This is a genomic window from Kitasatospora sp. NPDC056181, from assembly GCF_042266225.1.
Classification (GTDB): Bacteria; Actinomycetota; Actinomycetes; order Streptomycetales; family Streptomycetaceae; genus Kitasatospora.
Genome location: NZ_JBHJUK010000076.1, coordinates 26,411 through 41,400, shown reverse-complemented (window position 1 = coordinate 41,400; position 14,990 = coordinate 26,411). Strand labels below are relative to the sequence as shown.

At 71.5% G+C, this 14,990-nt stretch carries 12 protein-coding genes and 1 tRNA gene; 7 read left to right on the top strand and 6 right to left on the bottom strand.

What is annotated here, in order from left to right:
* Positions 1–139 precede the first annotated feature (139 nt).
* Positions 140–2,632 (bottom strand): chitinase C-terminal domain-containing protein, encoded by a 2,493-nt coding sequence (locus ACFC1F_RS26045; protein ID WP_376161723.1) that lies wholly within the window; start codon positions 2,630–2,632, stop codon positions 140–142.
* 375 nt (positions 2,633–3,007) lie between these two features.
* Here ACFC1F_RS26045 and ACFC1F_RS26040 point away from each other — a divergent pair, with 375 nt between their 5' ends.
* Positions 3,008–3,727: an HNH endonuclease signature motif containing protein gene (locus ACFC1F_RS26040; RefSeq protein ID WP_376161721.1), complete on the top strand. Its 720-nt coding sequence runs from the start codon at positions 3,008–3,010 to the stop codon at positions 3,725–3,727.
* 7 nt (positions 3,728–3,734) lie between these two features.
* A tRNA-Leu gene (locus ACFC1F_RS26035) sits at positions 3,735–3,818 on the top strand.
* A 68-nt stretch (positions 3,819–3,886) separates the two neighbouring features.
* Here ACFC1F_RS26035 and rdgB read toward each other — a convergent pair.
* From rdgB to ACFC1F_RS26015, 4 genes are all read right to left on the bottom strand, one after another.
* Positions 3,887–4,492: an RdgB/HAM1 family non-canonical purine NTP pyrophosphatase gene (rdgB, locus tag ACFC1F_RS26030; protein ID WP_209415917.1), complete on the bottom strand. Its 606-nt coding sequence runs from the start codon at positions 4,490–4,492 to the stop codon at positions 3,887–3,889.
* Positions 4,493–4,513: 21 nt separating this feature from the next.
* Positions 4,514–4,918 carry a hypothetical protein gene (locus ACFC1F_RS26025; RefSeq protein ID WP_376161719.1) on the bottom strand — a complete coding sequence of 135 codons (405 nt, stop codon included), beginning with the start codon at positions 4,916–4,918 and terminating at the stop codon, positions 4,514–4,516.
* A 148-nt stretch (positions 4,919–5,066) separates the two neighbouring features.
* On the bottom strand, positions 5,067–5,792 hold the full coding sequence (rph, locus tag ACFC1F_RS26020) for a ribonuclease PH (RefSeq protein WP_209415919.1): 726 nt from the start codon (positions 5,790–5,792) through the stop codon (positions 5,067–5,069).
* A gap of 260 nt (positions 5,793–6,052) precedes the next feature.
* Positions 6,053–6,439: a glucose PTS transporter subunit EIIB gene (locus tag ACFC1F_RS26015; RefSeq protein WP_256463596.1), complete on the bottom strand. Its 387-nt coding sequence runs from the start codon at positions 6,437–6,439 to the stop codon at positions 6,053–6,055.
* 252 nt (positions 6,440–6,691) lie between these two features.
* On the opposite strand from ACFC1F_RS26015, the gene ACFC1F_RS26010 reads away from it, so the two are divergent.
* From ACFC1F_RS26010 to ACFC1F_RS25995, 4 genes are all read left to right on the top strand, one after another.
* Positions 6,692–7,981 (top strand): PTS transporter subunit EIIC, encoded by a 1,290-nt coding sequence (locus ACFC1F_RS26010; protein ID WP_209415920.1) that lies wholly within the window; start codon positions 6,692–6,694, stop codon positions 7,979–7,981.
* An 878-nt stretch (positions 7,982–8,859) separates the two neighbouring features.
* Entirely contained in the window at positions 8,860–10,137 is a 1,278-nt protein-coding gene (locus ACFC1F_RS26005; protein ID WP_209416134.1) for a PTS transporter subunit EIIC, read from the top strand.
* A gap of 340 nt (positions 10,138–10,477) precedes the next feature.
* The gene (locus tag ACFC1F_RS26000; RefSeq protein WP_376161716.1) at positions 10,478–11,539 is read left to right on the top strand and encodes an LLM class flavin-dependent oxidoreductase; all 1,062 of its coding nucleotides are present in this window, start codon (positions 10,478–10,480) and stop codon (positions 11,537–11,539) included.
* A complete protein-coding gene (locus ACFC1F_RS25995; protein ID WP_209416132.1) occupies positions 11,536–12,822 on the top strand; it encodes an LLM class flavin-dependent oxidoreductase in 1,287 nt (428 codons plus the stop codon). The genes ACFC1F_RS26000 and ACFC1F_RS25995 overlap by 4 nt, the downstream gene beginning before the upstream one ends.
* A 62-nt stretch (positions 12,823–12,884) precedes the next feature.
* Here the strand turns inward: ACFC1F_RS25995 and ACFC1F_RS25990 are convergent, their stop codons facing one another.
* Positions 12,885–13,892 carry a LuxR C-terminal-related transcriptional regulator gene (locus ACFC1F_RS25990; RefSeq protein WP_376161713.1) on the bottom strand — a complete coding sequence of 336 codons (1,008 nt, stop codon included), beginning with the start codon at positions 13,890–13,892 and terminating at the stop codon, positions 12,885–12,887.
* A gap of 141 nt (positions 13,893–14,033) precedes the next feature.
* Between ACFC1F_RS25990 and ACFC1F_RS25985 the strand changes: the two genes are divergently transcribed.
* Positions 14,034–14,948 (top strand): branched-chain amino acid transaminase, encoded by a 915-nt coding sequence (locus ACFC1F_RS25985; protein ID WP_376161712.1) that lies wholly within the window; start codon positions 14,034–14,036, stop codon positions 14,946–14,948.
* Positions 14,949–14,990: the final 42 nt, after the last annotated feature.

The following is a 14,990-nucleotide window of genomic DNA, read 5'->3' as shown; positions in this document are numbered from 1 at the left end:
GTGTGGGTTGTTTTTGTTTTAGACGACCCTGGCCTGGTGGGCGTTTTAGCCGGTCAGTCGGTTAGCGTGGGGGGTGGCGGCGCCCCCCCCGACCGGGTGCACCGCCACCGCCGTCTCTCACCTCGGTGAACCGCTGTCGTCAGCAGGTCCCGAGGTCGCTCCAGACGCCCCACGAGCCGCTCGCGCTCGGGTCGTCGCCCTTGGTCCACCACTTGTTCTGGTAGTAGTGGCCCTTCCACGACACCTTGGTGGTGGTCGCGTAGGTGGCCCCCGCGTCCCAGGCCGGCGCACCCGTGCAGGTGCCCGAGGTCGGGGTCGCGGTCGGGGTGACCGTCGGGGTGACGGTCGGCGTCACGGTCGGCGTCACGGTCGGGGTGACCGTCGGGGTCACCGTGGGCGTGACGGTCGGGGTCGCGGTCGGCGTGGCCGTCTGCGACGGGGTCGGCGTCGCGGTGCCGCCGTCCACGGCGCCCCGGCTCAGGTCACCCTTGAGGCCGTACAGCGTGCCGCCGACGTTGACCGTCCAGTTCGACGGCGTCGACACCGGCAGGTAGTAGACGAAGTCCATGTCGATCGACGCGCCCGGCGCCAGCGACTGCCAGCCCGGCAGCTTCACCGAGACCCGGTTGTAGGTGCCCTTGAGGCCGCCCACGTTGCCCGGACCGGGGTTGTCCTGCTTGATGACGGTCAGCCCGAAGCCGGACTGGTCCTTCGCGTTGCCGGGAGCCGAGTTGCTGTAGTCGAACTGGAACTCCGTGCCGCCCGGCAGGGTCGTCGTCGAGTTGTTGACGATGTGGATCTTCGGGTTGATCGGGTAGTTCGAGTCGCCCAGCGCGAAGTTGGTGAACGACACGTCGATCGGCAGGGTCTGCTGCGGCAGCGCGGTCGTCGAACGGACCGCACCGTACGGCGAGGCCGCCTTGAACTTGTCGTACATCAGCGAGGTCAGCGTCGAGCCCGGAACGTACTGGCCCTTGCCGCCGTTGGCGGCCGCGTCCCACTTGTAGTCGCCCGCGAGCTCCCAGATCATCGCGCCGCCGGCGCCCTGGTTGACGATGTAGTCCGCCTTGGCGCCCACCGACTGCTCGTCCTCGGTGGAGAGGAACACCTTCTTCGAGTCGTTCCACAGCCACGGCGCCACCAGCGAGGAGCTGTAGTTGCGGGCGTAGGTGCCCTGCAGGGCGGTGTCGGTCACGCCGTACTTGGAGAGGTAGTCGGGCACGATGCCCTTCTCCAGGTTCTTCGCGTGCCACATCGGGTTCGAGCCGGCCGGGGACTCCTTGCCCGCGTCGTCCTTGTCGTTCCAGATGTTGTCGATGCCGACGGCGCCGTCACCGCAGGTGGTCAGGCCGGAGCCGACCGGGCAGCTGTTGGTGGACGAGGTGCCCCAGAGGCCGTTCGTCCCGCCGGTGACGTTCTTGAACCCGCGCGTGTAGTACGGCAGGCCGACGTTGATCCGGCCGCCCGGCATCGCACCGCGGAAGTAGTGGTACGACCAGTCCGCGTTCAGGTAGCCGATCCCGCCGTACTGGCCGGTGCCGTACACGTTGGCCGCCGCCAGCTCGCCGTCCTTGCCGTCGTCGAACAGCGAGGCGTTCGGGCCGACGTACTTGTTCCAGGCGCCGTGCAGGTCGTACGACATGATGTTGACGTAGTCCAGGTACTGCGCCACCTGGAAAGTCTCCATGCCGCGCAGCAGGTAGCCGGACGACGGGGCCGCGACCGAGAGCAGGTAGTGCTTGCCGTCGGCGGCGCCGGCCCGGTCCAGCTTCTCGCGCAGGGTCTTCATCAGCGCCGCGTAACCCTTGGCCAGCGAACCGCGCTTGGAGTTGGCGAGCTGCCAGTCCAGCGGGTTGCCCGCGTCCTTCATCGAGGTCGGGTACTCGTAGTCGATGTCGACGCCGTTGAAGCCGTACTTCTTGATGAAGTCGACCGAGGAGTTGGCGAAGGTGTCGATACCCGCCTGGTTGACGCTGCCGTCCGGGTTGACGGTCATCGAGTAGAAGCCGCCGGAGTTGACGCGCTTGCCGTCGTCACCGAAGTAGCCGCCGGTCTCGGTCCAACCACCCACCGAGATCATGGTCTTGACGTTCGGGTACTGCTTCTTGAACTTCGTCAGCAGGTTGAAGTGCCCCTTGTAGGGCAGCGACGGGTCCAGCTCCGCACCGGGCACGCCCGGGAAGGAGATCCCGGTGGCCTCGTTCTTGTCGTCGTCGGTGCCGACGGAGATCTTGTTGTCGCCGCCGACGTGCCCGAAGGCGTAGTTCAGGTGGGTGACCTTGTCCCAGGGGACGTCGCTCACCAGGTAGGGCTGGGTCCCGTCCTTGCCGGTGCGCCAGCCCGTGAAGTAGCCGATGATGCGGCGCTGGTGGTCCGCGCCCATCTTCTCGCGGCCCTCGGCGTCGTAGACGCTGCAGTACGGGACGTCCACCCCGGGAGTCTGGTACATGCCGTCGGGGCGACAGGACGCGTTGTCGACGGTCGCGGACGCCTGCGAGGGCGCCGCGCCCAGCGTCGCCACCAGCAGGCCCGCCAGGCCGGCGGCCGCCAGCGAGGCCAGACCCGCCCGGGCGGCGGGGTTCTTGGAGTGACGGGCGGCGGTGGGACGCCGCTCCGCCGTGGATCGGATCAACACTCGGTCCTCCGGGAGAGAGTGTCGGCGCGTGCCTGTGGGGGAGCACGCACGTGGGGGAATGCAGATTGGCGCCGAAGCTATGTGGTCTGAACCACATAGGTCAATAGGTCTGTACCAATTGGTCATCAAATCCCCAAGAGCGCAGGCCGAACGGCCGATCCACGACGGCCGGTCCCGGCCACTCCTCCGCACACCCACGACCACCCCGCACCACCACCGGGAACCGCCGGCGGGGGCGGGAACCAACGGCGGGAACCGCCGGCGGGGGCGGGAACCAACGGCGGGAACCGCCGGCGGGGCCGTAACCGAACGCCCCGACGATCGTTCACCCGCACGGGGGACGGGCGCACACCAGCCCGAAGGGGGACGACCATGACGGTCAAGTACACACGCGAACTGCTCGCGGCCACCGCGGCAGCAACCGCCTCGCTCGACGAGATGCTCACCGCCCTCGGCAAGGAGCCGAACAAGGACCGGCGCAAGTACCTGCGCCGCAAGCTGACCGAGCACGCGATCGACACGTCGCACTTCCGCCAGGCCGGAAGCGTCTACACCCGCGAGCTCCTCCAGGAGGCCGTCTCGGCCTGCCGGAGCGTGGCGGGGGTCGTACGGTTCCTCAACCAGCGCCAGGCCGGCGGCACCCAGGCCCACATCGGCCGCCGGATCAAGGCGCTCGGCATTGACACCTCGCACTTCACCGGACAGGCCCACAGCCGCGGCAAGCGGGGCCCGACCCGGATCCCGGCCGAGCGGCTCCTCACCCAACGTCCGTGGGACGCCAAGCGGCTTCCCGGCGTGCGGATCCGCCGGGCCCTCGGAGAGCTCGGCCGCCTTGAGTTGTGCGAGGGCTGCGGCACCGGGCCCGAGTGGCAGGGCCGCCCGCTGACCCTGGAGGTCGACCACATCAGCGGCGACTGGTCGGACAACCGTCCCGGCAACCTCCGGCTGCTCTGCCCGAACTGCCACGCCGTCACCGACACGTACTGCGGACGCAACAAGAACAGGACCACCGCGCCGGACCCGACGGACGGCCAGGACGGCGGCACACCTCGAAATGGCGGTGTCCGTGGCCCGGACAAGCCCCTAGACTGAGGACCATGCGGCCTTGGCGTAACCGGCAGCCGCGCGGGTTTTAGGTGCCCGTGGGAGAAATCCCGTGAGGGTTCGAATCCCTCAGGCCGCACGATCCTTCACATCGAAGGCCCGCCCGGAGGCGATCTCCGGGCGGGCCTTCGCCGTTCCTGCCGCTCGTCAGCCCAGCAGCTCCCGCACCACCGGTGCGAGGGCGCGGAAGGCCTGGCCGCGGTGGCTGATGGCGTTCTTCTCGTCGGCCGTCATCTCCGCGCACGTGCGGGTCTCCCCCAGGGGCTGGAGGACCGGGTCGTAGCCGAAGCCGCCCTCGCCGGCCGGAGTGGTCCGCAGGGTGCCCAGGAGGCGGCCCTCGACGACGCGCTCGGTGCCGTCGGGCAGGGCGAGCGCCGCCGCGCAGAAGAAGTGGGCGCCGCGGTGCTCGGGGGCGATGTCGGAGAGCTGGGCGAGGAGCAGGTCCAGGTTGGCGCGGTCGTCGCCGTGCTTGCCGGCCCAGCGGGCGGAGAAGATGCCGGGGGCGCCGTTCAGCACGTCCACGCAGAGGCCGGAGTCGTCGGCGACGGCGGGCAGGCCGGTGGCCGTGGCCAGGGCGTGGGCCTTGAGGAGGGCGTTCTCGGCGAAGGTGACGCCGGTCTCGGGGACGTCCGGGATCTCGGGGTAGGCGTCGGCGCCGACCAGTTCGACGTCCAGGCCGGCGTCGCCGAGGATGGCGCGGAGTTCGGCGACCTTGTGCTGGTTGCGGGTGGCGAGGATGAGTCGGGTGGTCATGAAACCCACCCTAACCGGACGTCAGCCGGTGCAGACCTTGGTGAGGTTGCCCGCGGCGTCGCCGAGCGGCTTGAGGTCGGGGACCTGCTTGTTGTTGGCCGCCTGCTGGATCTTGTCGACCTGGGTGTTGAGGTCGGTGATGGCCTTGGCGACGTCGGTGTTGGAGGAGTTCTTGCCGAGCTGGTCGAGGTCGGTCTTCAGCTTCTGGAGAGCCTGCCCGGCGGCCGCCGGGTCGTTGTTGACGTTGTTGTAGGCGTTGACGACGTCGTTGACGTCGCCGGAGATCGTGATCGCGGTGTTGCCGCAGTCGATGGCCTTCTGCACGGCGGAGCAGCTGACCACGCTGAGCGGGAGGACGGCGATGAGTGCGACCACGGCGAGAGTGGCGGGGCGGGCGATGCCGGCGCGGGTGATGCTGTCGGGCATCAAGTCCTCCTCGTGGGCGCGGTTTCCGTTGAGGAGGGACGCGCGGAGGGTGCCCGTGGTTCCCGCAACGGTGTGCTGCGGGAACCGTACGGTCTCCGGGCAGGGCCTGTAAACGGCGGTTGCCCGGAGAGCCGCGGGTGGCGGGGGGTCAGCCCTCCAGGGCCTTGCGCTGGATCTCGTCGAGCTCGGCGCAGCCGAGGGTGCCGAGGTCCAGGAGGCGGTCGAGGAGGGCGCGGTCGAAGGGGGCGCCTTCGGCGGTGCCCTGGACCTCGACGAAGCGGCCGTCGGAGGTGCAGACGATGTTCATGTCGGTCTCGGCGCGGACGTCCTCCTCGTACTGGAGGTCGAGCATGGGGGTGCCGTCGATGATGCCGACGCTGACGGCGCTGACGCCGCCGGTGATGGGCTGGCCCTTGGCGCGGAGGATCTTCTTGTCGCGGGCCCAGGCGACGGCGTCGACGAGGGCGACGTAGGCGCCGGTGATGGCGGCGGTGCGGGTGCCGCCGTCGGCCTGGAGGACGTCGCAGTCGAGGACGATGGTGTTCTCGGCGAGGGCGCGGTGGTCGATGACGGCGCGCAGGGAGCGGCCGATGAGGCGGCTGATCTCGTGGGTGCGTCCGCCGATGCGGCCCTTGACGGCTTCGCGGTCGCCGCGGGTGTTGGTGGCGCGGGGGAGCATGGAGTATTCGGCGGTGACCCAGCCTTCGCCGCTGCCCTTGCGCCAGCGCGGGACGCCCTCGGTGACGCTGGCGGTGCACAGCACCTTGGTGTCGCCGTAGGAGATGAGGACGGAGCCTTCGGCGTGCTTGCTCCAGCCCCGCTCGATGGTGATGGGGCGGAGCTGTTCGGGGGTGCGGCCGTCGATGCGTGACATAGGCACCGAGCGTAGCCGCTTCCGCCGGGTGGCCCCGGTACGCCCCGACCGGTCCGCAATCGCGTCTGCCGCGGCCGGGCCCGGGGTGCGCCCGGGGGGTGCGCCCGGGGGTACGGGGGTGCGCCCGCGGGTGCGGGGTCGGGCGCCCGGCGCCGGGGGCGCTGCCCTTGCGGCCGTTCCGGGCCTGCCCGGAAGGACCTCGGCCCGCCGCCCCGGGGAGGGGGCGGCGGGCCGGAAAGTGGTGAGCCCGGGGGCTCAGTTCACATCATGTCCTCGATGTCGGCGGCGATCGGGTCGGCGTCGGTGCCGATGACGACCTGGATCGCGGTGCCCATCTTCACGACGCCGTGGGCGCCGGCCGCCTTGAGGGCGGCCTCGTTGACGAGGGAGGCGTCCTTGACCTCGGTGCGCAGGCGGGTGATGCAGCCTTCGACCTCTTCGATGTTGTCGATGCCGCCCAGACCGGCGACGATCTTCTCAGCCTTGCTGGCCATCTGTTGTTCTCCCTCTGTCTCGGCCCGTCGGCTGCTCTGCCGGGTGCCGTCCTGCGCTGTGCTGGGGGTCCCCGGCCGAGGCCGGGGGTGGGTCCGTGCCGGTGCTGACGCGGATTCAGCGGCCGTCGCGCTGCACGGCAGTGCGACAAGCATCACCCGCCCAGGACCGGTATGCCACGTTAGTCCACTTTTGGCCCATTCTGGCGCGCACCGTCTGGATCTTCGTCCCAGGATGACGATCAGCGGGGCTTCCGTCCCGGCGCGCGCTGCCTGCGTCTCCAAGAGTGGTCTACACCAATATATGTGTACTCCGATGAACGCAGGAAGGGCCCCGGGTGTTCCTGAGTCCCGTCCAGCGGTCCCGCAGGGGGCCACCGGCCGGCTACTGCTCCCGGAGGGCGAAGGATGAGTTCGGCAGGCGCCACAGCCCCGCAGACCACGTGGTGGCACACCTTCTACGGCGGGCTCCAGAAGATGGGCCGCTCGCTCCAGCTGCCGGTCGCGGTGCTGCCGGCCGCCGGCATCCTCAACCGGCTCGGGCAGCCGGACGTCTTCGGCAAGGACGGACTCGGCTGGGACAACGTCGCCAAGGTCTTCGCCGCGGCGGGTGGCGCGCTGCTGGACTCCTCGCTCGGCCTGCCGATGCTCTTCTGCATCGGAGTCGCGATCGGCATGGCGAAGAAGGCGGACGGCTCCACGGCGCTCGCGGCCGTGGTGGGGTTCCTCGTCTACTACCAGGTGCTGCACGCCTTCCCCGAGGACTGCAAGCCGCCCACGATCCTGGTCGGCAACCAGTGCGTGGACTACACCTCGGCGAAGGCGGCGGCCGCGACGTACCAGAACCCGGGGGTGCTGGGCGGCATCCTGATCGGCCTGATGTCGGCCTGGCTCTGGGTGCGCTTCCACCGCACCAGGCTGGTGGACTGGCTCGGCTTCTTCAACGGCCGCCGCCTGGTCCCGATGATCACCGCCCTGGTGGGCATGCTCGCCGCCTGCCTCGCGGTCTGGGCCTGGCCGCCGATCGGCCGCGCCATGAACGACTTCAGCCAGCACCTCGTCGACCTGCAGTCGGGCGGCGCCGGCATCTTCGGCGTCTGCAACCGCGTGCTGCTGCTGATCGGCATGCACCAGTTGCTGAACACCTTCGTCTGGTTCCAGTTCGGCTCGTTCACCAAGCCGGACGGCATGGTCGTGCACGGCGACATCCCGCGCTTCCTGGCGGGCGACCCGACGGCCGGCCAGTTCCAGTCCGGCTTCTTCCCGATCATGATGTTCGCGCTGCCGGCCGCCGCCCTGGCGATCGCGCACTCCGCCAAGGTGCACCGCCGCAAGGAGATCTACGGTCTGATGCTCTCGGTCGGCCTGACCTCCTTCGTCACCGGCGTGACCGAGCCGATCGAGTACTCCTTCGCCTACGTCGCCCCGGTGCTGTACGCGGTGCACGCCCTGCTGACCGGCGCCTCGATGGCGGTGACCTGGGCCCTGGGGGTGCACGACGGCTTCAGCTTCTCGGCCGGCCTGATCGACTACGTGATCAACTGGAGCCTGGCCACCAAGCCCTGGATGATCATCCCCATCGGGCTCGGCTTCGCCGCCGTGTACTACGCGCTGTTCCGGTTCATCATCGTGAAATTCGACATGAAAACACCCGGGCGCGAGGACGAGGACCAGGTCGAGGACGTGACCAAGGCATAAACCGAGCGTCACCACGCGCCTTCCGAAAAGGCCTTCGGACCACCGGTCCGGGGGCCTTCGGCATATCCGGAACAGGGCGATGGTCCCGATACGGAACTCCGGCTATTCCGCGACCGGGAAATTCGGCGACTCCCCGGAACGCGACCTGCGGCCCACCCGGGCCGCACCCCGGTCCGCCCGGGCACGGCCCGGGCGGGGCGCCCGCCGAAGCCGTGCCGGAGGGAGAGCCGGACGGGGAACGGGACAGGGAACCGGACGGGGGCCGAACGGAAACCGGGTGGGGGAAGATCGCCACCGCGACCGCGACCCGGTGGTCGGCAATCCGCCGCAACTACGTCACCGGGGCACCGCCACGGGTTTCACCCGGCGAATGGGAAGGCCCGGCGGAGCGCGACGGCAATGCGGCGGCGATTTCCGGACGGCGGCCAGGGGGGCCGGAACGCCCTCGCGCTCCCCCGCGTCCGGCCGCACCGGACGCCGCTCGGCCGACCGGTCCGCGGCCGGCTGCCCCGCCTCCGCCCCGCCCCTGCCGCCCCCGGACACCCGCGCGCGCCGCCGCCCGCCCCGCCGGACGGGCGCCCCCGGCGGACCCCTTCCCCCAGGACGGGCCCGCCGGTCGGCCCCCGGCGGTCGGCCGCCTCTTTTTGTTGCGCAAATAGCCAAAATGCCAATCACGGCGGGTAATCATGATCGTCGATCCGCAAGTAGGTTTCGATTTCATAGCGCTTCTCACCAGCACCGCTTTCAGGGGTTCCCCCCCTTCTCCACCCGTGCTACAAAACTGGTCTACACCACGTGTGGTGTAGACCAGTTCGCGGTTCGGCCCCCTGTGCACCTAACCCCCGACCGACCCGCCCTGCCGTTAGGAACCCACCCCCATGAGTCAGTCTGCGCAGGCACCGGCGCCCGCCGCGGCTCCGGCCACGCCCAGCCCCACCAAGAAGTTCGGCCAGAACCTGCTGCAGGGTCTGCAGAAGATCGGCCGCAGCCTCCAGCTGCCCATCGCCGTTCTCCCGGCCGCCGGTCTGCTGCTGCGCCTCGGCCAGGACGACGTGTTCGGCAAGGACGGCCTCGGCTGGAACAAGGTCGCCGCGGTGTTCGCCACCGCGGGTGACGCGGTCTTCGCCAACCTGCCGCTGCTGTTCGCGGTGGGCATCGCGATCGGCTTCGCCAAGAAGGCGGACGGCTCGACCGCGCTCTCCGCCCTCGTCGGCTTCCTGGTGTACAAGAACGTGCTGACCGCGTTCCCGGTCACCGAGGCCGCCGTCGTCGACGGCAAGTACACCGCCCCGGTGTACCAGAACCCGGGTGTGCTCGGCGGCATCGTGATCGGTCTGCTCTCCGCAGTGCTGTGGCAGAAGTACCACCGCACCAAGCTGGTCGACTGGCTCGGCTTCTTCAACGGCCGCCGCCTCGTCCCGATCATCATGGCCTTCGTCGGCACCGCCGTCGGTGTCGTCTTCGCCCTGACCTGGGGCCCGGTCGGCGACGCCATCAAGAGCCTGAACGACACCCTGATCGGCGCCGGCGCGTTCGGTGCGGGCGCCTTCGGCCTGGTCAACCGCGGCCTGCTGCCGGTCGGCATGCACCAGTTCGTGAACTCCTACGCCTGGTTCCAGACCGGTGACTTCACCAAGCCCGACGGCACCGTCGTCCACGGTGACCTCGCCCGCTTCTTCGCCGGCGACCCGACCGCCGGACAGTTCATGTCGGGCTTCTTCCCGATCATGATGTTCGCGCTGCCCGCCGCCGCGTTCGCCATCGCCCACACCGCCAAGCCGCACCGCCGCAAGGCCGTCACCGGCATGATGCTGTCGCTGGCGCTGACCTCCTTCGTCACCGGTGTCACCGAGCCGATCGAGTTCGCCTTCGTCTTCATCGCCCCGGCCCTGTACGTCATCCACGCGGTGCTGACCGCCGTCTCGATGGCCCTCACCTGGGCGCTCGGCGTGCACGACGGCTTCACCTTCTCCGGCGGCCTGATCGACTACGCGCTCGCCTGGAACAAGGCCACCGACCCGTGGATGATCATCCCGATCGGTATCGCGTTCGCCGCGCTGTACTACTTCCTGTTCCGCTTCGCGATCGTCAAGTTCGACCTCAAGACCCCCGGTCGCGAGGACGACGACGAGCTCGAGGACGTCACCAAGGCCTGACGCCGAGGTACGACCCGCAGCACCCCCGGCCCCGCCCGTCCCACCGCCGGAGCGCTCCGGTGAGACGACGGTTGACGAACCGGCAAGACCGCTGGTCAACTGAGTCGGTGAACGCCCCGCGCATCCTGGTCACCCGCAGCCACATCGACTTCGGTCGCGTGTGGTCGGCGGCGTGTTGCGCCTGACCTGACCGTTCCCCCGCCGCCGCCCGGCTGACGCCCCGCCGCGCCCCGGCCCCCGCTTCCCGTCACACGTGACCGCCCGCCACCCGGGCCGCCGCCACGTGCCCGCCTGCACTCCGCAGGCACCGCTCCCGTACGAGGAAAGTCAAGGCCTCGCCATGCCCCGCCAGCTGCACCTGTCCGCCGCCCTCGACAGCCCCGGCCACTTCGACGCCGGGCACTTCGCCAACCTCGCCCGCCTCGCCGAGCGGGCCACCCTGGACTTCGTCACCCTCGACGACTCCTACGCCCCCGAGCCGCAGCGGCTCGACGCCCTCGCCACCTTCGCCCGGCTCGCCCCGGAAACCCGGGGGATCGGCCTGGTCCCGACCGTGACCACCACGCACACCGAGCCGTTCCACACCTCGATCTCCGTCAACACCCTGGACTGGGTGAGCGAGGGCCGGGCCGGCTGGCTGGTCGGGGTATCCGACACCGAGGCGCAGGCCCGGGCCTTCGGCCGCAAGGACGTCGCCCCGGCCGACGTGCTCTGGGCCGAGGCCGCCGACGCCGCCGAGGTCGCCGCGCGGCTCTGGGACAGCTGGGAGGACGACGCGGAGATCCGCGACGTCGCGACCGGCCGGTTCATCGACCGCGACAAGCTGCACCACATCGACTTCGAGGGCCCGCACTTCTCCGTCCGGGGCCCGTCCATCACCCCGCGCCCGCCGCAGGGCCGGCCGGTCGTCGCGGTCGCGGTCGCCGCGGCCGACCTCGCGACGGACGCCCCGGCCGGCGGCCGGGCCCGGGTCGAGACGGCGGCCCGGTACGCGGACGTCGTCCTGCTCGACGCCCCCGGCCGGACCGCCCGGCTGGCCGCCGCGACCGAACTGCGGCTGCGCGCGGGCGAGGGCCTGCGCATCCTGGCCCGGATCGACGCCGCCCTGCCCGACGAGGCGGCCGCCGCCGCCCTGACCGCCGAACTCTCCGGGGGCGGCGCAGGCGTCGACGGCTTCCACCTGGTGCCCGCCGACCCCGCCCGTGACCTGGCCGCCCTCGCCGACCGCGTCGTCCCGGCGCTGCGCGGGCGCGCACTGTTCCGCGCCGGGTACACCGGCCGCACCCTGCGCGACCACCTCGGCCTGGCCCGCCCGGCCGGCCGCTACGCCACCGCCCCGGCCACCGCCGGCGCGCCGGCCGTCGCCACCGCTGCGACCAACGCCTTCGAGGTGACCCGATGACGGACCGACCGCTCAAGCAGATCCACCTCGCGGCGCACTTCCCGGGCGTCAACAACACCACGGTGTGGACGGACCCGGCCTCCCGGAGCCAGATCGAGTTCTCCTCCTTCCGCCATCTCGCCGAGACTGCCGAACGCGGGAGGTTCGACTTCTTCTTCCTCGCCGAGGGCCTGCGGCTGCGCGAGGTGAAGGGCCTGATCCACGACCTGGACGTGGTCGGCCGGCCCGAGTCGATCACCGTCCTGGGCGCCCTGGCCGCCGTCACCACCCACCTCGGCCTGGCCGCCACCGTCAACGCCACCTTCAACGAACCGTACGAACTGGCCCGGCGGTTCGCCTCGCTGGACCACCTCTCCGGCGGCCGGGCGGCCTGGAACGTGGTCACCTCCTCGGACGCCTTCACCGGCGAGAACTTCCGCCGCGGCGGTTACCTCGACCGCGCCGACCGCTACACCCGGGCCGCCGAATTCGTGCAGCTGGCCCGGGAGTTCTGGGACGCCGGGGACGGGAACGTCCGGCACGTCGGCCCGCAGTTCGACGTCGAGGGCCGGCTCTCACTCCCCCGCCCGCCGCAGGGTCACCCGGTGGTCATCCAGGCCGGGGACTCCGACGAGGGCCGGGAGTTCGCCGCCGCCACGGCCGACGTCGTCTTCAGCCGGCACTCCACCCTGGCCGCCGGCCAGGCCTTCCACGCCGACGTGAAGCGACGCCTGGCCGCGTACGGGCGCAAGCCGGACGAGCTGAAGATCATGCCCGGTGTCACGTACGTACTGGGGGACACCGACGCCGACGCCGCCGAGCGCGCCGCCGAGATCCGCCGCGCCCAGGTCGGTCCGCGGACCGCCATCGCCTACCTGGAGCAGGTCTGGGGCACCGACCTCTCGGGCCACGACCCGGACGGGCCGCTGCCCACCGCCGACCCGGTGGTGGACAGCACCCTCGTCCAGGGCCGGACCAGGCTCGGCGACCCGCTGGAGATCGCCGCCCGGTGGCGGGCGGTGGCGGCCGAGAAGGGGCTCAGCAGCCGCGAGCTGGTGATCGAGGTGACCGGCCGGCAGTCGTTCATCGGCAGCGCGGCGACGATCGCCGCCCAGCTCGACGCCCACGTGCAGAGCGACGCGGCGGACGGGTTCATCCTCGTCCCGCACCTCACCCCGGGTGGACTGGACGACTTCGTGGACCAGGTGGTGCCGCTGCTCCAGGAGCGCGGGGTGTTCCGCACCGAGTACACCGGGACGACGCTGCGCGAGCACCTCGGCCTGCCGGTGCCCGGACGACCCTGAGCGCCTGGCGGTGCCCGGACGGCCCTGAGCCCCGCCGGTGCGCGGCCCGCCACGGACCGGACTCAGATCCGGCCGAGGCGGGCCGCATGCACGCCGGCCTGGAAGCGGCTCTCCGCCCCCAGGTCGGCGGTCAGCTCGGCGACCAGCCGGCGCACCGTCCGCTCGGAGACCTCCAGCTTGCGGGCGATCGCCGCGTCGGTCAGCCCGTTCGCCAGCAGCCGCAACACCTCCGAGTGACGGTCAGTCATGTCCGAGGCGGCGGAGAGCAGTTCCGGCGGCGTCCAGGCCGCCGACCAGAAGTACTCGAACAGCTCCGCCACCAGCGCGACCAGGGCCGGCTCCCGCACCACCACCGCCGCCTCGGCGGCCATGGTGTCCCCGCCCGGACCGGCTCCCGGCGCGGGCAGGATCGCCAGCCGGGCGTCGACCACGATCAGCCAGAGCGGCAGCGAGTGCGCGGCCCTGATCCTGGCACCGGCCCCGGTCAGCTCCCGCACGTGCGCGAGCACCGCGGGCCGGCGCAACACGGCGGCCGGGTAGACGGTGCGCAGGGTGGCGCCGTGGGCGAGGGCGAGCCGTTCGCGGGCGAGCTTGCCGGCCAGGGCGGGGCCGGAGAGGTCCTGGCCGGGGCGGAGCGAGAGGGCTTCGGTACGGGCGCCACGGGCGGCGTCCTCCAGCAGGGCGGCTATCCGGTCGGCGCCGTGGACGAGTTCGAGGGCGGTGCCGGCGTGGTGGCGGTGCTGGACCGGGAGGTAGCCGGCGTGCAGGCGGTCGACGGTTTCGCGGGCGCGGCTCAGCGCGGCGACGAGGGCGGTGACCTGGGCGTCCGTGTCGAGGAGGAGCTGGCGGACGGCGGTGTCGACGGAGACGGCGGCGTGTCCGCCGGCCTCGGCGGCGGTGGGCTGGAGCAGTCCGAGGGTGAGGAGTTCGGCGGTGGCGGCGGCGAGGCGGCGTTCGTCCCAGTCGGGGCCGGGGGCGGCGGACGGGCGGCCGGGTTCGGCGAGCAGCCGGGCGTAGAGCCGGGTGGCGTCGCTGTCGGCGGGGTTTCCCGCGCTCTCCGTGCGCTCCATCGGCGCAGCCTAGTGGGTCGGCGTGGGCCGGGCCGGGGCTTCCGAGGGGCGAGACGCCGCCGCTTCCGCTCCCGGTCATGGCCGGTTCCGGCAGTGCCGGGGTGGCTGACCTGCGGCGGAGCGGTGGCCAGGATGGGACGCATGGCTCTCACCGAAGCTTCGACGATCTGGTTGGACGGCGCGCTGGTGCCCTGGCAGGAGGCGCGGACCCATGTGCTGACGCACGGCCTGCACTACGGCACGGGGGTGTTGGAGGGCACCCGGGCGTTCGCGACGGCGGACGGCCCCGCGGTGTTCCGGCTGCCCGAGCACCTGCGCCGACTGGATCGCAGCGCGCGCATGCTGCGCATGGAACTTCCCTATAGTGTCGACGAGTTGGCGAAGGCCACGATCGACCTGGTGCGTGCGAACGGCCACCGCTCGTGCTACCTGCGGCACTTCGCGTTCCTGGGGTACGGCTCCATGGGCCTGGACATGCGGTTCTCGCCGACCGTGACGTCCATTGCGAGCTGGGAGTGGCATTCCCAACTCCCGGACGGGGAGGCCGGGATCAGGCTCAAGACGAGCAGCTGGCGGCGGAACGACCCGAACGCGGTTCCGCCTGCCGCGAAGTCGACCGGTCCGTACCTCAACTCGGTGCTGGCCCGCCGGGAGGCGACGGACGCGGGGTACGACGAAGCACTGCTGCTGGGCCCGGACGGTTCGGTGAGCGAGTGCACCGGCGAGAACGTGTTCGCCGTGCGCGACGGGGTGTTGCGCACGCCGCCGGCCAGCGCGGGCGCCCTGGAGGGGATCACGCAGGACACGGTGCTGACGCTGGCCCGGGATCTCGGTCTGCCGGCCCGGGTGGAGGCCCTGCTGCGTTCGGACCTCTACGCGGCGGACGAGGTGTTCGTCTGCGGGACGGCGGCCGGCGTCGTCCCGGTCCGTTCCCTCGACGACCGCGAGCTGCCGGCCGCGCCCGGTCCGGTCACCGGCCGGCTGCGCGCGGCGTACGAGGCAGCGGTCTCGGGCGCCGACCCCCGCTACCGGGATTGGCTGACGCCGGTGGGGTGAGCAGGTGGCCCCCTGCGCCCGGTCGGGGCGCAGGGGGCCGGT